Consider the following 18,056-nt stretch of genomic DNA (forward strand, 5'->3'; position numbering starts at 1 on the left):
GGGGTCCGCCTTCTTGTTATTGTGCCCGTCTGACAGGCCCGGCTCATTTGCTCAGTTCGGCGCCAGTGGGCGTGGTAGCGCGTACGCCACCCTGTCCCGCCAGGATCAGGTTGCCGTTGCCCGCCGCCGTGACGGCCGCCACGGAAATGCGATCCGGACGGTTGAACACGCTGAAGGTCACGCCATCATCGGTGCTGCGAATCACGCTGCCGCCGTTGCCGACGATCACGATCGAGCCATCCGGCAACAGCGTCGCCCCCGACAAGCCGAATTCCAGCGCGCCACGGGCCGCCTTCAGCTCGACCTGCTCCCAGCTGTCGCCGAAATCCGTGGAGCGATAGAGATTGCCGCGCAGGCCGTAGGCCAACAGGGTCGAAGGCTGGGCGGTGCCGATGGCGCCGAACAGCGAGCCTTCGTACGGACCTTCGAGTTTTTCCCAGGTCTGCCCCCGGTCGGCGGAGCGGAACATGCTGCCGGCCTCGCCGACGATGAACAGCCCGGCGTCTTTTACCGCGGCGATAGCGTTGAGGTGATATTGGTCTTCATTCTCGAGCCGGTCGCTGGCCTGCTCCCAGTGCTTGCCGCCATCGGTGGTCGCGTACAGCGCACCGTAGGCGCCCACGGCCAGGCCATTGCTGGCGTCCTTGAACCAGACGTCGAGCAGCGGTGCTTCACGGGTGAGGTCTTCGAACTGCTTGGTCCAGGTGGTGCCGCCGTCCTCGCTGGCGAGGATCTGCGCGTCGTGCCCCACGGCCCAACCGTGCTTGTCGTCGACGAAGAAGACTGCGGTAAGCAGTTGGCGGGTCGGCACCTTGGCCTGGGTCCAGGATTTGCCCTGGTCATCGGAAAAGACGATATGCCCACGGTCGCCGACCGCGACCAGGCGCTGGCCGGCATGGACCACATCGAGCATGAGGGTTTTGCTGGCCTTGGCCGATTCGACGGAATAGATGACATCGGCCGTCGACGCTGCAACCGCCAGCACCGGCGCCGACAAAACGGCAGAGCCCAGCAGCGAGAGCGCCGAGACCAGCAGCGCAACTCTGCGCAGCACTGGCGGGCGGCAGCGGCCCACAGCCATCACAGGCTCACTCATAGACCTTTCCCCCATTTATTATTGTTATGGCTTGGTACGTTGCAGTCCTGAAGCATAGTCCTGAAACCTGCAATCTAGAGCCACTTCGCAAGCTGGACCTATCCTATCGGGCTTTCGAAAGGTCTGACAATCGACGCCACGTTATCTTTTGTTAACCGGGGGGATATCGGCCAAGGGTGAATCAGAAGACATTCGCGAGGGTGATGGATGTGGCGAGGGAGCTTGCTCCCGCTGGCCTGCGAAGCAGGCCTGATCTTGATTCGTTTCGCCAGTGAAGGCAGGTAAACCAAGAAAAGGGAGTCCTTCGGCCTCCAGCGGGAGCAAGCTCCCTCGCCACAAAAGGCAATGCGAAGCCTGGTCAAGCCAGGCTCTTGCTCACCACTTCAAACACATCGGCCGACAGCCCACCGGACGCCAGGATGCGCTCCAGCTCACCCTTCATCAGAGCCTGGCGGGCGCTGTCGTATTTGCGCCAGCGGGTCAGTGGCGCCAGTTGCCGCGAGGCGATCTGCGGGTTGAAGGCGTTGAGCTGGATCACCAGGTCCGCCAGGAAGCGATAACCGGAACCGTCGGCGGCGTGGAAGTTGATCAGGTTCTGCCCGGCGAACGCGCCGACCAGTGCCCGCACCTTGTTCGGGTTCTTGATGTTGAACGCCGGGTGCTCCATCAACGCCTTGACCCGCGCCAGCCCACCCGGCAGCGGGCTACCGGCCTGGACGCTGAACCATTGGTCCATGACCAGCGGGTTGCCCTTGAAGTTCTCCGCGAACACTTCCAGGGCCTTGGCCTTTTCGGTCTCGAACGGCGAGTTGACCAGCACCGCCAGCGCCGTGAGGCGCTCGGTCATGTTGTCGGCGGTGTCGAACTGTTCAAGCGTGGCGCTCAACACTTCGGGCTTGTCGGTCAGCATCAGGTAGGACAGCGCGATGTTCTGCAACGCACGCCGCGCGAAGTGCTCGGCCTCGGCCACGTACGGCGTGCGCCGGGACAGGTCGCGGTTGGCCTCGTAGCGCAGCCACAGGGCTTCGAACAGGTTTTCGGCCAACTGCCGACGAGCGAATTCGCGGGCGGCGTGGATCGCCTCGACGTCCGCCACGTCGCTGATTTCGGTCAGGTAGGCTTCGCTTGGCAGCGAGAGCATTTCCGCGACCATCGCCTGATCCAGGGATTCATCCGACAGCACGCTGCGCAAGGCGCTGACCAGCCGAGGGTCGAGCACCAGGCTTTCGCCTTTCTGGTGCTGGCCGATCAGTTCCTGCAAGACCTGCACCGACAATTGCTGGCCGGCGTCCCAACGGTTGAAGCCGTCGCTGTCGTGTTGCATGAGGAACATCAGCTGATCACGGTCGTACGGGAAGCTCAGCTTCACCGGCGCCGAGAAGCCGCGCAGCAACGAAGGCAGGGGCTTTTCAGCGATATCGACGAAGGTAAAGGTCTGCTCGACCTCGGTCACCGAGATCACCCGGGTCGTGCCACTCGCCGCCGCTTCGCCGCTCAGGCGCAGTGGAATTTCGGCGCCATTGCTGTCCAGCAGGCCCAACTCGACCGGAATCACGAAGGGCAGTTTCTCGGCCTTGTCCGGCGTCGGCGGGCAGCTCTGGCGGAACGTCAGGCTGTAAGTCTTCGCCGCGGCGTCGTAGGACTCGCTCACCGCCAGCCGTGGCGTACCGGCCTGGCTGTACCAGCGTTTGAACTGGCTCAGGTCGACGCCATTGGCATCCTCCATGGCCTTGATGAAATCGTCGCAGGTCACGGCCTGGCCATCGTGGCGCTCGAAGTACAGGTCGCTGCCCTTGCGGAAGCCTTCGGCGCCCAGCAGGGTATGGATCATGCCGACCACTTCCGAGCCCTTTTCGTACACAGTCAGGGTGTAGAAGTTGGAAATCTCGATGAAGCTGTCCGGGCGCACCGGGTGAGCCATTGGGCCGGCGTCTTCAGCGAACTGGTGGGTACGCAGGTACGCCACGTCCTGGATGCGCTTGACCGTGGCCGAGTTCATGTCCGCCGAGAACCCGGCGTCGCGGAACACCGTGAAGCCTTCCTTGAGCGACAGCTGGAACCAGTCGCGGCAGGTCACGCGGTTGCCCGACCAGTTATGGAAGTATTCGTGGGCGACGATCGCCTCGACCCGCTGGTGCGCGGCGTCGGTGGCGGTTTCGGCGCGGGCCAGTACGGCGCTGGAGTTGAAGATGTTGAGGCCCTTGTTCTCCATCGCGCCCATGTTGAAATCGTTGACCGCGACAATCATGAAGATGTCCAGGTCGTATTCGCGCCCGTACACCTCTTCGTCCCAGCGCATCGACTTCTTCAGGCTGGTCATGGCGTGCTGGCACTTGTCGATGTTTTCCGGCTCGACGTAAATGCGCAGCGCCACGGTGCGCTCGGTCATTGTGGTGAAGGTGTCTTCGACGCACCACAGGTCACCGGCCACCAGGGCGAACAGGTAGGCCGGCTTCTTGAACGGGTCTTCCCAGGTCGCCCAGTGCCGGCCGTCTTCCCCAGGGCCGCTGGCAATCGGGTTGCCGTTGGAGAGCAGCACCGGGTAGCTGTGCTGTTCGGCGACCACGGTGGTGGTGAACTTGCTCATCACGTCCGGGCGGTCGAGGTAATAGGTGATCTTGCGAAAGCCTTCGGCCTCGCACTGGGTGCAGAACATGCTGCCGGATTTGTACAGGCCTTCCAGGGCCGTGTTGGTTTCCGGATGGATGCGCACGGTGGTATCGACGGTGAACGCCTGGGCCTTGGGCTGCAAGGTCAGGTGGCTGTCATCCAGTTGGTAGTCGCCCTGCCCCAGGTCGGCGTCGTCGAGCTTGATCGAGAGCAATTCCAGCTGCTGGCCATCGAGCACCAGCGGCGGCAATCCGGCGCCGCGCTCGGGGTTGCGGCGCAGCACCAGTTGCGCATGGACCAGGCTGTGGTCCTCGAACAACTCGAAGGTCAGGTGCGTCTCGTCGATCAGGTATTCGGGCGCCTGATAGTCCTTCAGGTAGATCATCTTCGGTTGTTCGGTGCGCATGGGTCGAATCCTTCTACTGATGCACGGCGAGCTGGTAGGCCGTGTATTTACGAATATTGATCACGCCGGTGTCGAAAATCAGGTATTGGCCCTTGATTCCCAGCAGCGTGCCTTCGGCGATCGGGTCCTTGTCCAGGTTGAAGCTGACGATCTTCGCCGGGTACTGCTGCACCGGGTAACGGATCTCGATCGGTTCGACGTCCGCTATGGTCTGGATCGCCTGCAAGCCGAATCGTTCCTGCAAACCCTGCAGGCCCTGGGCGCAGCTTTCAAACAGTGAATCACGGATCTGCCGCAAGTCCACCGCCGCTGCGTCGCCCTTGAGCAAGGCGCGCCAGTTGGTCTTGTCCGCCACCTGGCTGCGGAACAGGTCTTCGACGAAACCCGACTGCTGGCGGGTGGCGACCCGCAGGATCGGCAGCGCCTGGCTTGCACCCTGGTCGAGCCAGCGGGTCGGCAGTTGCGTGGCGCGGGTGATGCCGACCTTAACGCCCGATGAGTTGGCCAGGTAGACCACATGATCGGTCATGCAGAACTGCTCGCCCCAGGCCGGGTCGCGACAGGTACCCGCCTCGAAATGGCAACGCTCGGGGCTCATGATGCAGAGGTCGCATTGGGCCAGTCTGGTCATGCAGGGGTAGCAATAACCCTGGCTGAAACTGGTCTTGGTCCGCCGTCCGCAATGGGTACAGTGGATCGCACCGAGGTATTCCAGGCGGATCCTGCTGCCGATCAACGGATTGACCGGCACCTCGACATCGCCCAGGCGAAAGGCGTATTGAACGGTCGGCCCGTCAAGGCGTGCCGACATCTTGCTGATTGCACCGCGGCCAATCTCGATCAATGGATGGCGTCCGACTTGAACAGGATATTCGGCACGACGGTGGCTTTCGACTGGCATTCCTGCGGGCCCATATAGCCGGTGCGCTCTTCTTCGGGCAGGTTCTGGATTTCCCAGGCGATCATCGCTTGCAGCGACAACTCGCGCTGCTCGGCGGTGAGCTTGTTGCCGTCGGCCCATTTACCGATTTCCACCGCCAGTTTCAGGCTGCGGTAGATGTCGGGGGTGATGTTGTTGATCATTTCGTTGAAGGAAGACATGGGTTCTCCGCGCAATTGCGCATTCTCAAAAGGCACAGGCGCCGATCAAAGGGCCATTTTACGGCGGGCGAACAGCCCGCCCAACAAGCCCGTGAAGCAGCCGACGAGCAGCCCGCCGACGTGGGCTGCGTTGGCGATCTCGCCGAAACCGATCAACGAAACCAGCCCGGACAGGCACAACAGCAACCACACCAGCATCATCACCAGCACCCCACGGGGCAAGTGATAGGCCGGGTTCGGTGCGAGCAGCTGGTAGATCCAGCAATGGCCCAGCAGGCCGTACAGCACTCCGGACAGCCCGCCGAACAGGGTCGCGCCGCTGAACAGGTACTGGGCGAAATTGGACACGAGGCTGAACAGCAGCGTCAGCCCCAGCAGGTTGATCCCGCCCTGGCGCGCTTCGATCCGGCGTCCCAGTTCCCAGTACCACATGCCATTCATGGCGATGTGCAGGAAGCCGAAGTGAACCAGCATTGGCGTCACCAGCCGCCACCACTGCCCCGCCGCGAGGCTGTCGGCCAACGGCGTGAACTGGATGTAGTCGCCGACGACGCGAAACTCGAGGAAGGTCAACCAGCGCAGGGTTTGAAGATTTTCCCCCAGCAGGGTCACGGCACTGACGATCAGGCTCAGCAGCAATATCAGGGCGGTCACCGGACTGCGGGCCAGTTGCTGGACGAACCCTGCCCGCCGGGACGTGCTGCCGGTGTCAGGCAGTTCCAGCTGTTGCTCGGGATCGCCGGCGGGAAAACGCTCGTACAACGAACGCACGTTTTCGCTGATTTCATCCGGCACCCAGAGCACCTGCTCGCCCGCCTCTTCGCTGACGCGATGAGGCACCTGCATGCGCTGCAGCAGCTTGACGAAACCGCTCAGGTCCACTGCCAGGGGCAGGCGCAGGACGGCGACGACGCTCATCGCCCCATCTCCGGCCGCTCGACATCGACCCAGACGAACTTGTGCGGGTCCAGACGGGTTTCCTGGTCGAGCCGATAGGCGACCAGCTTGCCGTAGAGCACCGCGCTGTAGTCCAGGCAGGCCAGGTTCGGGCGGATCGGCGCCGGTTTGCCGCTGCGCCAATAGTGGCCGACGAACAACATCGGCTCATCGACGCCATACCGCAGCAGGTTGTTTTTTTCGTCCGGTGACAACGGTGTGCGGGCCACCGGCTCCGGCAATGCGTCGGGCTGGAAGACGATGTCGCCGTAGGTCTGCGGGTTGTCTTCCCAGAATTTGGTGCGAAAGAACGCGCGGGTCAGGCCGTCGCCGCCCGTCAGGGTCATGCCATGGGGCAGGCGCATGTCGGTGCCGCGCAACAGGCGATCGAACACTGTGCAGGCAAAACTGCCCGATTCGGCCGAAGCCTGGAGAAAATGCTCGTCGATGCAGCCTTCCGGGAACAAGCCGCGCAATGGCTCGATCAGGCCGGCGTCCCAGCAGGCGTGGACGACCCGGAAGCGCCCGGCGTCGACAAACAGCGGCAGCTCGTAGAACCACTTGAGAAAATCACGCCATTCACCCGGGTGCTGATCGAACTGGGTCAGGGTTTCGTTGAGCAAGCGGGCATGGCGCGGCGTGTGTTCGCGCACGTAGCGCTGGCCGCTGCCCGGCAATGCCGGGGTGCTCCAGCCCAAGGCATTGAATTCGTGGTTGCCCATGATGCACAGCGCCTGGCCGGCCACGACCATGTCGTGGACGATGTGCAGCGCCTCGCGAATCCGCGGGCCCCGGTCGATGATGTCGCCGAGGAACACCGCCATGCGCGAAGGATGTCGCCAGGCCCCGGCCTGCTTGCGGTAACCGAGTCGGTCGAGCAGGTGTTCCAGGGTCAAGGCGCATCCGTGCACATCGCCGATCAGATCGTAACTGCGCGCGGGATCGAGCATCAGTCGCCTCCACCCCCCAAACGACTGCCCCAGCCGAGCTTGGTCCGGCAGACTTCGTAGTAGTTGTGATCCAGCGGATGGATCAGGCGCAGCTTTTGTGCCTTCTTGCTGACGGTGATGGTGTCACCCGGCGCGCAGGTGAAATGGTTCTGGCCGTCACAGGACACTTGCGGGTAGATCTGCATATCCTTGGACACGACGATTTTCAGCTCACTGTTGCCATCGACCACGATGGGTCGCCCAGACAAGGTATGGGGGTACATGGGCACAATCACAATAGCGTCGAGCTTGGGATGCATGATCGGGCCACCGGCCGACAGCGCGTAGGCGGTGGAACCGGTCGGGGTGGCGACGATCAGGCCGTCGGCCTTTTGGCTGCAGACAAACTGGCCGTCGATGTACAGCTCGAATTCGATCATGCGCGTGGATTTGCCAGGGTGCAGCACCACGTCGTTGAGCGCATCGCCCTGGCCGATGGCCTCGGCGTGACGGCGCACCTCGGCTTGCAGCAGGAAGCGGTTTTCCACCAGGTAATGGCCGTCCAGCACCTCGGCGACCTTGATCTCCAGCTCGTCAGGGCGGATATCGGTGAGGAAGCCCAGGCTGCCACGGTTGATCCCCAGCACCGGGATGTTGTGCCGCGCCAGGGCCCGGGCGGCGCCCAGCAGGCTGCCGTCGCCACCGACCACGATGACCATGTCGCAGACTTCGCCGAGCATCTTGCGCGACGACGTCTGCAGCCCGTGGCCCGGCAGCACTTCGGCGATGGTATCTTCGAGGATCACGTGCAGGTGCCGCTCCAGGAGGAAGCGCTTGAGACGGCGAACGGTGTCCAACACCTGGGAACTGCCCAGGCGACCGATGATGCCGATATTGCGAAATTGCTCCATGAGGCTCCTGCGAGGTCTGCGACGGGCGAAAAACCCGATTATGGGCGAAACCGCGCCGTAGACAAAATCCTTTAAGCCTTCAGCGCAACGGCTATGCTCGCAACATGATCCTGTTTCCCGAATTGCTCGACCTGCCCCGCCGCCTGCGCCATCCCGAAGTACGGGACCTGGCGTGGGTCATCGTCGCCCCGCCGATGCTCATCGACACGCCCTGGCCCCAGCGTCATCCGCTGGCGGGCAGCGGCTGGGTGCAGCAGCCCCATCGCCTGGAACACTGGTTGCGCGAACTGGACCGCGACAGCTATCCGTTGTTGCAGTGCCTGTCCCAGGGGCGCACGCGGCGCCTGGGGCTGTATTACGAAAGGCTCTGGCAATTTGCCGTGCAGCATGCGCCGGGCATCGAACTGATCGCGGCGAACCTGCCGATCCGGCGCGAGGGCCATACGCTGGGCGAATTGGACCTGCTGCTACTCGATAATGAAGGCGTGCATCACCTGGAGCTGGCGATCAAGTTGTACCTGGGCCCGCAACAAGGCAACGGGCGCGATACCGCGCAATGGCTTGGGCCCGGCTGCCATGACCGACTCGACCGCAAGCTGACGCATCTGCATGAGCACCAACTGCCGATCTCGGCACGCCCGGAAAGTCGCGAGGCCTTGGCAGCGCTGGGCATCGAATCGTTTCGCTCGCACCTTTGGCTCGGCGGCTATCTGCTCTATCCCTGGCCGGGCGAGGCCGAACCGCCGAGCGGTGCGCACCCCCGGCATTTGCGCGGCCGCTGGTTGCACCAGCGGGACTGGCCCGGATTCGTCACCCAGCGCCCGCCAGGGCGCTGGCAGCCCCTGCCCCGCGCGGCCTGGCTGGCCCCGGCCCATTACCCGGCTGACCAGGTCTGGACTGCCGGACAACTGGAGGCCTGGCGAACCGCCCTTGATCCCATGGCGCCGGCGCAACTGATGGTGCGCCTGACCGAAAATGCCGAGGGTGAATGGGAAGAAGCCGAGCGGGCGTTCCTGGTGGCGGATCTTTGGCCGGATGTGCCGGGTAATGGTTGAGGTTTGGGGGGGCTATCAGGGCCCCTTCGCGAGCAGGCTCGCTCCCACATCTGGAATGCATGTCCTTGGAGGAATCAATTCCCCTGTGGGGGCGAGCCTGCTCGCGAAGGCGTCGCCACGGCCTAGAGCGACAACCGCACCGCCAGCGCCGCCAACGTCACCAGCAACACCGGCACCGTCAGCACAATCCCGACCTTGAAGTAATAACCCCAACCGATGCGGATATCCTTGCGCGCCAGCACATGCAGCCAAAGCAAGGTTGCCAGGCTGCCGATCGGAGTGATTTTCGGCCCCAGGTCACTGCCGATGACGTTGGCGTAGATCATCGCCTCCTTGACCACGCCAGTGGCCTGGCTGGCATCGATGGACAAAGCGCCGATCAGCACCGTCGGCAGATTGTTCATCACCGATGAAAGCAGCGCGGTCAACAGCCCGGTCCCCATGGCCGCGCCCCACACCCCATAACCGGCGAAGCCATCGAGCCAGGCGGCGAGGTAGCCGGTGAGGCCGGCGTTGCGCAGGCCATAGACCACCAGGTACATGCCGAGGGAAAAGATCACGATCTGCCAGGGCGCTTCTTTCATCGCCTTGCGCGTGGAGATCTTGTGTCCTCGAGCCGCCACCGCCAACAGCAGTGCAGCGCAGACCGCCGAAATCGCGCTGATGGGGATGCCCAGCGGCTCCAGGGCAAAGCAGCCCAGCAAAAGGATCGCCAACACCACCCAACCGGCATAAAAAGTTGCCGTATCGTGGATGGCGCTTGCCGGGTCGTCCAGCTGCTGCGGGTCATAGTCGCGCGGGATATCGCGACGAAACAACCACAGCAGTATCGCCAGGCTGGCCGCAACGCTGACCAGGTTCACCGGCACCATGACCGAAGCGTAGCGGTTGAAGCCGATGCCGAAGAAATCCGCGGAAACGATGTTCACCAGGTTCGATACCACCAGAGGCAGGCTGGCGGTATCGGCGATGAAACCGGCGCCCATCACGAACGCCAGGGTCGCCGCCGGCGAGAACCGCAGGGCCAGCAACATGGAAATCACGATAGGCGTCAGGATCAGCGCCGCTCCGTCGTTGGCGAACAATGCCGAGACCAGCGCCCCGAGCAACACCATGAACGCAAACAGCTTGCGGCCGCTGCCTCGCCCCCAACGGGCCACATGCAACGCGGCCCAGGCAAAGAACCCGGCCTCGTCCAGCAACAGGCTGATGATGATCAACGCGACGAACGTACCGGTGGCATTCCAGATGATCTGCCACACCAGGGCAATGTCCCCGACCTGTACCACGCCGCTCAGCAAGGCCAACAGTGCACCAAGGGTGGCACTCCAGCCGACGCCCAACCCCTTGGGCTGCCAGATCACCAGCGTTATGGTCAGCAGGAAAATCAATGACGCGATGAGCATGCGTTACAGCCTTGAAAGAAAAAGAAAAAACCAGCAGCAGGACGCCACTGCGCCAGCGAACGGCGAAGATAGGGAGTTTCGGATATTCGGTAAAGCAGGAATTGAATGGCTTATGTGGTCATGGATGCACTTGTGGCGAGGGAGCAAGCTCCCTGGCCAGGGGTTTCACGGTGATATCAAACCTTCTTATGCTGCTCCACCCACTTGCCATAGGCATCGATGAACTTCTGCAAAAACGGCCGCACCGATTCCGACAGGTTGCCCGCCTCGTCGAACGCCGTTCCCGCACCGCTCAGGTAGGCTTCCGGTTGTTGCATGCAAGGCACGTCGAGAAAAACCAGGGATTGGCGCAAATGGTGGTTGGCGCCAAAACCGCCGATGGCGCCGGGTGAGGCGCTGATCACTGCGCCCGGCTTGCCGCTCAGGCAACTCTGACCGTAGGGGCGCGAGCCGACATCAATGGCATTCTTCAGCGGGGCCGGCACCGAGCGGTTGTATTCCGGTGTCACGAACAACAACGCATCCGCCGCGCCGACCTTCTGGCGAAACGCGGTATAGGCCGCCGGCGGCGAGACGTCGATGTCTTCGTTATAGAGCGGCAGCTCGCCGATTTCGACGATTTCCAGTTTCAGGTTGGACGGCGCCAGGTCCGCCAGGGCCAACGCGACCTTTCGGTTGATCGACGCTTTGCGCAGGCTGCCCACTAAAACCGCCACTGTGTAGACATTACTCATGAGAGGCTTCTCGACTATCGGCTCAAAGGGAGCCTGTAGTTATAGATGATCGGCACCACAATTGGACCAGTGGATCACCTAAAACCTGCCAACCGGACTATTTTTTTACTGTAGGAAAACTTACCGCACTTGACCAAGGTCTACAGAACCGCAAATCGAGTGATCTATTTTCAGAGGTTCCAAGCAATGGCAGCAGTACTTGTCGGACAATTTCATGCACGGGACGCCGAAGGTCGCGTCTATTCGGTGCATGAATTCCAAGAATCAGACCCGTCACAAGACGGCATTGGCAAGGATGTCATCACTTATAAGCTGGCCATTGGAGATCGGGTCAACAAAGTCGACGAGGACACGTTCCTCCTAGTGCAATCCGGCATCCACTTGACCCGCGAGCCTGAAACGCCACGGCAGCCTCAGGCGCCAGTCGAAACGCAGATCGCTCTATAACTGTTTGCATGAGCAGAAGTCGCACCCGTAATTGGGTTAGGATTCAGCCACTCAATGGCTTACCTGCCTAATACGGACCTCTTGCATGCGTTTACGCCACATCGAAGTGATCCAGGCGCTGCTGCAGACTGGCCACCTGGGTACCGCGGCCGAATGGCTGCAATTGCCGGTGGCCGAAGTCGAGTCGATCCTGCGCGATGCGGAGGCCCAGCTCGGTTTCATGCTGTTCGCCAGCGTGCGCGGACGCTTGCAGGCGACGCGCGAAACCCTGGACTTACGCGAAGGCATCACGCGGCTGTACGACACCCTCGAACCGATACAGCGAATGGCCGCCAGCCTGAAGCATTATCAGGCGCCGCCCCTGCGCATCATCTGCACCCCACCACTGGCCCAACAGCTGTTACCCCTGAGCATTGCCGCCCTGCGTCGGCGCCATCCGGATGCGCCGTGCACCCTGCTCAGCCAGCCGACCCGGGAAATCGTCAAGAGCCTGCTGCTGCGTGAAAGCGATTTGGGCCTGAGCCTGCACGATCCCGAACACCCCGACATCGATTGCCAGATGATCGCCCAAGGCAAACTGCAGCTGCTGGCGCCCCATGGCTGGCTGCAACCACGACAGAAATACGTGTCGGTTCAGGATCTTGCGGGCCAGTCGCTGGTCGGGCTGGAGGGGCATGATCCGCTGAGCCCGGCGTTCGACCACAAGCTTGGTGCACTGCGCCCGGCGCCGGTGGTGCAGATACGCGTGCAGACTCATCAGATGATGCGGGCAATGGTCGAGGCCGGCGAAGGCCTGGCGATTGTCGACCCGTTTACCGCCTCGGGGGCCAGGGGCGGCGACCTGGACATCTGTCCGGTATCGCCGGCCGTGCCCATCTGCCTCTATGCATTGAGCCTGAACGGTGCCACGCCTTCACCGGCGGTCCAGTCGTTGCTGGAACGGATCACGGAACAAGCCGAGGCGTTGCTGAACCACTGACCGTCATGCCCAGCGGATCGTCAAACAACCGGTACCAGAACAGCGCCACCTCGGCGGTGTGCCGGTCAATGCCGCGATAGCGCAGGTGATCGATGCCGCCGAGCACATAGCCGCAGCGCTCGTAAAGCCGGCAGGCGCCCAGGTTGTTGTTCTGGGTTTCCAGCATGATGCCCGGCAGTTTTTTCTTGCGGCTCCAGAACTGGGCCACATCGAGCAAGGCCTTGGCTACCCCATGCCGGCGAGCCGGGGCATGCACCGCCAGCTCGTCGATATGGGCATACCCGTTCCAATTGGTGCTGACGACCAGATGGCCGACCGGTTGATCGTCCAGGTAGGCCATGAAGATTTCGCTGTCCGGGGCATCGCGAAAACTGCCGAACTCTTCAGGGTCGATGCCGTAGCACTTGCGGTAGGGCACGATCGGCGTCACCGGCCACTGGCTCACCGGCCGGCCGATCTGCGCCGTGCCATAGACGCTGACTTCGAAACTGAAATCGCTGCCCCAGATATAAGCGGCGAAGCCGTCATCGGCGACGCGCACCGACAGGCCGGGGTGCTTGGGATTCATGACCGGTTGCATACTGGGGAAGGTCCTCATTCCTTGAGACAACCAACGGCGCGAAGCCATCCATTGCCCTTGCTTGTCGAATCTTCACACGTCACGCGGATAACCATGGCCTGCCTTTACTTCAAATTGGAAGGTATTGGCGATTGCGCCGAAAACTGCATGAGGAAAGCTCTTGTGGGAGCGAGCCTGCTCGCGAAGGCGTCGGCACATTCGACAGTTGCCAATTGACCCAGCGCTTTCGCGAGCAGGCTCGCTCCCACAGATATCTCATCAACTCGCGGCAGCCTGCGCCTCGACCAATTGCGTCCACAATGCCGGGGCACCGGCGGACTTGGCGATGGCTTCCAGACGCGCGGCATGTTCGGCCAGGTCGCTCTCGCTGGCGCGGATGATCCGGGCCGGCTTGCGGTCTGCCGGCAAACGCCGGATCTCGCTCGCCTGGTTACCCGAACCTTCGCCGGTGCCATTGCCGTCAGACGCATTGCCGGCCAGGGACAGACTGGTCTGACCGCCAGTCATGGTCAGGTAGACGTCGGCGAGGATCTCGGAGTCGAGCAAGGCGCCGTGCAGCTCACGACCGGAGTTGTCGACCCCGTAGCGCTTGCACAAGGCATCAAGGCTGTTGCGCTGGCCCGGATGCCGCTCCCGCGCCATCATCAAGGTATCGAGGATAGTGCAATGCCGGGTGATGTCGGCCCGGTCGTGCTGGCCCATCAGGGCGAATTCGTTGTTGATGAACCCGACGTCGAACGCCGCGTTATGGATGATCAACTGCGCGCCCTGGATGAATTCGAAGAACTCATCGGCTACCTCGGCGAAACGCGGCTTGCCCACCAGGAATTCGTTGGTGATGCCGTGCACGCCAATGGCACCCTCGTCGCTTTCGCGGTCCGGTTGCAGGTAAACGTGGAAATGACGACCGGTCAGGCGTCGACCAATCAGCTCGACACAGCCGATTTCGATAATCCGGTGACCGTCGGTCACCGGCATGCCGGTGGTTTCGGTATCCAGTACTACAGATCTGTTGGCCATCAGTGTTCAGCTCTCAAACGGGCAGTCTTGCAAAAGCGCGGATGTTAGCACGCTATTCGGTGGGATAAGCCCGGGACCGCTTTTGGATCAAGCCTGCTTGTACCCCCTCACCTCATCCACCCCACGATTGGCCAACTGGTCGGCCCGCTCGTTGCCGTGGTGGCCGATGTGCCCGCGCACCCATTTCCAGGTGACGTTGTGGCGGTTGACCTGCTCGTCCAGCAGCTTCCAGAGATCAGCGTTCTTGACCGGCTCCTTCGCCGCCGTTTTCCAGCCGCGCTTCTTCCAGTTGGCCATCCACTCGTTGATGCCTTTCATTACATACTGCGAGTCGGTTACCAGCAGCACATCACATGGCCGCTTGAGTTCTTCCAGGCCGCGAATGGCGCCCATCAGTTCCATGCGATTGTTGGTGGTATTGGCTTCGCCGCCCCAGAGCTCCTTTTCCACGCCCTTGCACACCAGCAACGCACCCCAGCCACCCGGGCCCGGATTGCCCTTGCAGGCGCCATCAGTGAAAAGTTCTACGCTATCGCTCATGCCAATCTATCCAGAAAAAATGCAAGGCCCACCGGCCGGGAACGCTCGACGCCCGAAGCCGAATGCCGGCCAGAACCATTGGAAATAAAATTTACGGCTCGATGTGACGCCGATTGACCTTGGCCATCGGCAAGGGAATCAGCTTGCCCACCGGCTCACGCCGCGCCTGGCGTACCGGGCGCAAGCCGACCACGATCTTGCGCGCCACCAACAGATAGAAGCCGCCGCCGGACAATTGCCAGTCACCGGCCTTGCGCTCCCAGCCGGCCAGACGGGCCTGCCACTTGGGCGACGCAAGCGGCGGACGATAGCACCCGAAGCGGCGTTTCTCCAGCGCGAAGCCCAGCAGGTTGAGCCAGTCGCCCACTCGCGAAGCCGAGATGCAACGGGCTTGGCGCAGCGCGTCGCCGGCGAATACATGACGCAGCCCCCAACTGCTCCAGGGGTTGATGCCGACAATCAACAAATGGCCACCGGGACGCACGCTGCTGGCGGCCTCGCGCAACAGGCCATGGGGCGACAGGCAGAAATCCAGGCCGTGCTGCATGACCACCACGTCGGCGGCATGCTCGCTCAACGGCCAGGCCTGCTCCTCGCAGACGATCTCCACGCCAGGCAACGGCGCGCCCAGGCGTACGTTGCGCTGCACCTGCGGCGCCGACGGTGGGGTCTGCGCCGAGGGGCCGTAATGCACCAGGTAGCCGCCGAAGAACCGGCCCAACTCGTCTTCGAGCATGCGCCGTTCTTCTTCCAGCAGGAATTGCCCGACAGGGCCGGACAGCCATTCACGGGCGGAACTGATCAATGCCAGCCATTCAGGATCAGCCTGAGCGAACGCTTCATCGGTCATTGCATTCTCCAACGCGCCAGGAAGTTCTAAGATGCGCCTTTGTTTTGAGCTTGGCGAATTCAGCGATGATACAGATCAGTGCCCTGCCCGCGTTTACCGATAACTACATCTGGTTGTTACAGGATCACTCGACCCGGCGCTGCGCCGTGGTCGACCCGGGCGACGCCGCCCCCGTACGGGCCTGGCTCGACGCCCATCCGGGCTGGGTCCTGAGCGACATCCTGGTCACTCATCACCACCATGACCATGTCGGCGGTGTCGCGGCGCTGAAAAGCGCGACGAACGCCACCGTCTACGGGCCGGCCAGCGAAAACATCCCGGCGCGGGACATCGCCCTGGAGGACAACGCCAAGGTCAACGTGCTGGGCCTGGACTTCGATATTCACGCCGTGCCCGGACACACCCTTGGGCATATCGCCTACTACCATCGCGGCCTGCTGTTCTGCGGCGACACGCTGTTCGCCGCCGGTTGCGGCCGGCTCTTCGAGGGCACGCCCGAACAGATGCACCACTCCTTGAGCCGCCTCGCCGCACTGCCCGACGATACGCTCGTCTACTGCACCCATGAATATACCCTGAGCAACCTGAAGTTTGCCGTCGCGGTCGAGCCGGCCAACCCGGACGTTGCCGCGCGCCTGGAGAAAGTCACCGAGCAGCGCGGCCAGGGCGTCATCACCCTGCCGTCGACCCTGGCTCTTGAAAAGCTCACCAATCCGTTTTTGCGCACCTCTGAAACATCCGTTAAAGAAAAAGCAGACGAACGGAACGGCCAGCGTAACCAGACGGCGAGTGAGGTTTTTGCGGCCTTGAGGGCCTGGAAAGATAAGTTCTAAGCCCGCTATCAATTGATACAAAAATTCTGAATGGTTGACCTGTTGGGGTGCGCTTCCTAGAATCGGCCGACATTTTTGCCCGGAACTTACTTCCAGCCAATGTCGTCATCTATCCGCAGGTCCGTCCAGTCAGACACATTGACCCGCTTGGCTCAAGCCATCGCGGTGGCTGTGTCCGCCACGCTGGCCGGCTGCCAGAGCACCAGCCAGGTGCCGCAGGCCGATGTCGCGCATACGCCGAATATCGCCGCGCGAGCCAAGCAAAAACCCGTCTGGCTGACGGAAAAACCCAGCCCGCAAGTGCCCCAGGACGTCTGGGAACGCATGCGCCAGGGCTTCCAGCTGCAGGAAACCGCCGGGGTCAACCCGCGCATCGAGCAGCAGCGCCTGTGGTTCGCCAGCAATCCGTCCTTCCTGGAAAACGCCGGCGAGCGCGGCAGCCTGTACATCCACTACATCGTCGAGCGTCTGGAAGAGCGCAACATGCCGCTGGAGCTGGCGCTGTTGCCGGTGATTGAAAGCGCCTACAACCCGATGGCCTATTCCCGCGCCAACGCGGTGGGCCTGTGGCAGTTCATCCCCTCCACCGGGCGTTATTTCAACCTGCGCCAGACGCGTTTCTACGACGGACGTCGCGACATCACTGCGTCGACCACGGCCGCCATGGATTACCTGACGCGCCTGCATGACATGTTCAATGGCGACTGGCTGCTGGCGCTGGCGGCCTACAACGCCGGTGAAGGCACGGTCAGCCGGGCCATCGAGCGCAACGAAAAGCTCGGCCTGCCCACCGACTACTGGAACCTGCCTCTGCCCAGCGAAACCCAGGCCTACGTGCCGAAGCTGCTGGCGCTGTCCCAAGTGGTACTGGCCCCCGATGCCTACGGCGTGAACCTCAACCCGATCGCCAACGAACCCTATTTCCAGGTCGTCGAGATCAACCAGCGCATGGACCTCTCCAAGGTCGCAGCGGTGGCGAACATCGACGAAGACGAGCTGTTCCAGCTCAACCCGGCGTTCAAGCAACGCACCACCGTCGACGGCCCACAACACCTGCTGGTCCCGACCTCCAAGGCACAGTTGCTGACCGCCAGCCTGTCAACCATGCGCCCGGAAGAACTGATCAGCCCGCGCTCGCTCAAGCCGGTCTTCGAAAACGCCGATGACAGCGAAGTGGAAGGTGTACGGCGCAGCTACCGGGTCAAGCGCGGCGACAACCTGGCCCAGATCGCCAAGGCCAACAACGTCCAGACCAAGGACCTGCAACGCTGGAACAAGCTCAGCGGCAACAAGCTCAAGGTCGGCCAGACCCTGGTCATGCAGGACGTCAAGGCCACCAAGGCAACCAAGGCCAGCGGCAAACGCATCAACACTGTCGTAGCCGCCAAGAGCAACGAACAGAAGAAGCAGACCCAATACAAGGTCAAGCAGGGCGACTCGCTTTACGTCGTTGCCAAGCGCTTCAACGTCGAAATGCAGCACCTCAAGCGTTGGAACCCGCGCATGGGCAAGGCGCTCAAGCCTGGACAGATGCTGACGGTCTATTCCCCACACTGACACCGGGGCTCTGGCGAGGAGCTTGTTGTGGCGAGGGAGCTTGCTCCCGCTGGGCTGCACAGCAGC

General features: G+C 62.4%; 18 protein-coding genes. 5 read left to right on the forward strand and 13 right to left on the reverse strand.

All coding sequences use genetic code 11. The features are described 5' to 3' along the window. Window positions 1–43: 43 nt before the first annotated feature. The 7 genes from M1E16_RS16655 to M1E16_RS16685 all read right to left on the reverse strand — a co-directional run bounded on the left by M1E16_RS16655 (window position 44) and on the right by M1E16_RS16685 (window position 7,989). The gene (locus M1E16_RS16655; RefSeq protein WP_458127907.1) at window positions 44–1,096 is read right to left on the reverse strand and encodes a WD40/YVTN/BNR-like repeat-containing protein; all 1,053 of its coding nucleotides are present in this window, start codon (window positions 1,094–1,096) and stop codon (window positions 44–46) included. 358 nt (window positions 1,097–1,454) lie between these two features. Beyond that, complete coding sequence (pepN, locus tag M1E16_RS16660; RefSeq protein WP_458127908.1) at window positions 1,455–4,112, reverse strand: aminopeptidase N; 2,658 nt, start codon at window positions 4,110–4,112, stop codon at window positions 1,455–1,457. 13 nt (window positions 4,113–4,125) lie between these two features. Next, complete coding sequence (locus M1E16_RS16665) at window positions 4,126–4,956, reverse strand: DUF2797 domain-containing protein (protein WP_434601088.1); 831 nt, start codon at window positions 4,954–4,956, stop codon at window positions 4,126–4,128. Then, window positions 4,953–5,213 carry a YeaC family protein gene (locus M1E16_RS16670; protein ID WP_305500450.1) on the reverse strand — a complete coding sequence of 87 codons (261 nt, stop codon included), beginning with the start codon at window positions 5,211–5,213 and terminating at the stop codon, window positions 4,953–4,955. Before M1E16_RS16670 ends, M1E16_RS16665 begins: the two co-directional genes overlap by 4 nt. 45 nt (window positions 5,214–5,258) lie before the next feature. Beyond that, the gene (locus tag M1E16_RS16675; RefSeq protein WP_434601090.1) at window positions 5,259–6,131 is read right to left on the reverse strand and encodes a rhomboid family intramembrane serine protease; all 873 of its coding nucleotides are present in this window, start codon (window positions 6,129–6,131) and stop codon (window positions 5,259–5,261) included. Continuing rightward, window positions 6,128–7,102, reverse strand: coding sequence for a metallophosphoesterase (locus M1E16_RS16680; protein ID WP_434631272.1), 975 nt, complete (start codon window positions 7,100–7,102; stop codon window positions 6,128–6,130). The genes M1E16_RS16675 and M1E16_RS16680 overlap by 4 nt, the downstream gene beginning before the upstream one ends. Beyond that, window positions 7,099–7,989, reverse strand: a complete 891-nt coding sequence (locus tag M1E16_RS16685) for an NAD(+) kinase (RefSeq protein WP_003180647.1) — start codon at window positions 7,987–7,989, stop codon at window positions 7,099–7,101. The genes M1E16_RS16680 and M1E16_RS16685 overlap by 4 nt, the downstream gene beginning before the upstream one ends. Window positions 7,990–8,093: 104 nt before the next feature. Here M1E16_RS16685 and M1E16_RS16690 point away from each other — a divergent pair, with 104 nt between their 5' ends. Next, entirely contained in the window at window positions 8,094–9,044 is a 951-nt protein-coding gene (locus M1E16_RS16690) for a DUF1853 family protein (RefSeq protein ID WP_458127909.1), read from the forward strand. Between the two features lie 122 nt (window positions 9,045–9,166). Here M1E16_RS16690 and M1E16_RS16695 read toward each other — a convergent pair whose 3' ends face one another. Together M1E16_RS16695 and M1E16_RS16700 are read right to left on the reverse strand one after the other, a co-directional pair. Next, on the reverse strand, window positions 9,167–10,450 hold the full coding sequence (locus tag M1E16_RS16695; RefSeq protein ID WP_458127910.1) for an arsenic transporter: 1,284 nt from the start codon (window positions 10,448–10,450) through the stop codon (window positions 9,167–9,169). 176 nt (window positions 10,451–10,626) lie between these two features. Beyond that, window positions 10,627–11,184: an NADPH-dependent FMN reductase gene (locus M1E16_RS16700; protein ID WP_305500446.1), complete on the reverse strand. Its 558-nt coding sequence runs from the start codon at window positions 11,182–11,184 to the stop codon at window positions 10,627–10,629. 186 nt (window positions 11,185–11,370) lie between these two features. Here M1E16_RS16700 and M1E16_RS16705 point away from each other — a divergent pair, with 186 nt between their 5' ends. Both M1E16_RS16705 and M1E16_RS16710 read left to right on the forward strand, forming a co-directional pair. After that, window positions 11,371–11,631 carry a hypothetical protein gene (locus M1E16_RS16705; RefSeq protein WP_305500444.1) on the forward strand — a complete coding sequence of 87 codons (261 nt, stop codon included), beginning with the start codon at window positions 11,371–11,373 and terminating at the stop codon, window positions 11,629–11,631. 85 nt (window positions 11,632–11,716) lie between these two features. Then, complete coding sequence (locus tag M1E16_RS16710) at window positions 11,717–12,610, forward strand: LysR substrate-binding domain-containing protein (protein ID WP_458127911.1); 894 nt, start codon at window positions 11,717–11,719, stop codon at window positions 12,608–12,610. Here the strand turns inward: M1E16_RS16710 and M1E16_RS16715 are convergent. The 4 genes from M1E16_RS16715 to M1E16_RS16730 all read right to left on the reverse strand — a co-directional run bounded on the left by M1E16_RS16715 (window position 12,576) and on the right by M1E16_RS16730 (window position 15,600). Then, the gene (locus tag M1E16_RS16715; RefSeq protein WP_434573605.1) at window positions 12,576–13,190 is read right to left on the reverse strand and encodes a GNAT family N-acetyltransferase; all 615 of its coding nucleotides are present in this window, start codon (window positions 13,188–13,190) and stop codon (window positions 12,576–12,578) included. The genes M1E16_RS16710 and M1E16_RS16715 overlap by 35 nt on opposite strands. A gap of 258 nt (window positions 13,191–13,448) precedes the next feature. After that, window positions 13,449–14,210, reverse strand: a complete 762-nt coding sequence (gene dnaQ / locus M1E16_RS16720; RefSeq protein ID WP_434601099.1) for a DNA polymerase III subunit epsilon — start codon at window positions 14,208–14,210, stop codon at window positions 13,449–13,451. Between the two features lie 87 nt (window positions 14,211–14,297). Beyond that, on the reverse strand, window positions 14,298–14,750 hold the full coding sequence (gene rnhA, locus M1E16_RS16725; RefSeq protein ID WP_030142629.1) for a ribonuclease HI: 453 nt from the start codon (window positions 14,748–14,750) through the stop codon (window positions 14,298–14,300). Between the two features lie 91 nt (window positions 14,751–14,841). Then, window positions 14,842–15,600: a class I SAM-dependent methyltransferase gene (locus M1E16_RS16730; RefSeq protein WP_434630306.1), complete on the reverse strand. Its 759-nt coding sequence runs from the start codon at window positions 15,598–15,600 to the stop codon at window positions 14,842–14,844. A gap of 65 nt (window positions 15,601–15,665) precedes the next feature. Here M1E16_RS16730 and gloB point away from each other — a divergent pair, with 65 nt between their 5' ends. Both gloB and M1E16_RS16740 read left to right on the forward strand, forming a co-directional pair. Next, complete coding sequence (gene gloB / locus M1E16_RS16735) at window positions 15,666–16,433, forward strand: hydroxyacylglutathione hydrolase (protein WP_458127912.1); 768 nt, start codon at window positions 15,666–15,668, stop codon at window positions 16,431–16,433. A 99-nt stretch (window positions 16,434–16,532) separates the two neighbouring features. Continuing rightward, on the forward strand, window positions 16,533–17,990 hold the full coding sequence (locus M1E16_RS16740) for a transglycosylase SLT domain-containing protein (RefSeq protein WP_434630302.1): 1,458 nt from the start codon (window positions 16,533–16,535) through the stop codon (window positions 17,988–17,990). Window positions 17,991–18,056: the final 66 nt, after the last annotated feature.

This window comes from Pseudomonas sp. Z2-11 (assembly GCF_054161305.1).

Coding starts and splice junctions, on each gene's coding strand:
- M1E16_RS16655 (WP_458127907.1), bottom strand. CDS start 1,096: ATGAGTGAGCCTGTGATGGCTGTGGGCCGCTGCCGCCCGCCAGTGCTG.
- M1E16_RS16705 (WP_305500444.1), top strand. CDS start 11,371: ATGGCAGCAGTACTTGTCGGACAATTTCATGCACGGGACGCCGAAGGT.
- M1E16_RS16715 (WP_434573605.1), bottom strand. CDS start 13,190: ATGCAACCGGTCATGAATCCCAAGCACCCCGGCCTGTCGGTGCGCGTC.
- M1E16_RS16690 (WP_458127909.1), top strand. CDS start 8,094: ATGATCCTGTTTCCCGAATTGCTCGACCTGCCCCGCCGCCTGCGCCAT.
- M1E16_RS16740 (WP_434630302.1), top strand. CDS start 16,533: ATGTCGTCATCTATCCGCAGGTCCGTCCAGTCAGACACATTGACCCGC.
- gloB (WP_458127912.1), top strand. CDS start 15,666: ATGATACAGATCAGTGCCCTGCCCGCGTTTACCGATAACTACATCTGG.
- M1E16_RS16700 (WP_305500446.1), bottom strand. CDS start 11,184: ATGAGTAATGTCTACACAGTGGCGGTTTTAGTGGGCAGCCTGCGCAAA.
- rnhA (WP_030142629.1), bottom strand. CDS start 14,750: ATGAGCGATAGCGTAGAACTTTTCACTGATGGCGCCTGCAAGGGCAAT.
- M1E16_RS16730 (WP_434630306.1), bottom strand. CDS start 15,600: ATGACCGATGAAGCGTTCGCTCAGGCTGATCCTGAATGGCTGGCATTG.
- M1E16_RS16710 (WP_458127911.1), top strand. CDS start 11,717: ATGCGTTTACGCCACATCGAAGTGATCCAGGCGCTGCTGCAGACTGGC.
- M1E16_RS16675 (WP_434601090.1), bottom strand. CDS start 6,131: ATGAGCGTCGTCGCCGTCCTGCGCCTGCCCCTGGCAGTGGACCTGAGC.
- M1E16_RS16685 (WP_003180647.1), bottom strand. CDS start 7,989: ATGGAGCAATTTCGCAATATCGGCATCATCGGTCGCCTGGGCAGTTCC.
- pepN (WP_458127908.1), bottom strand. CDS start 4,112: ATGCGCACCGAACAACCGAAGATGATCTACCTGAAGGACTATCAGGCG.
- M1E16_RS16695 (WP_458127910.1), bottom strand. CDS start 10,450: ATGCTCATCGCGTCATTGATTTTCCTGCTGACCATAACGCTGGTGATC.
- dnaQ (WP_434601099.1), bottom strand. CDS start 14,210: ATGGCCAACAGATCTGTAGTACTGGATACCGAAACCACCGGCATGCCG.
- M1E16_RS16670 (WP_305500450.1), bottom strand. CDS start 5,213: ATGTCTTCCTTCAACGAAATGATCAACAACATCACCCCCGACATCTAC.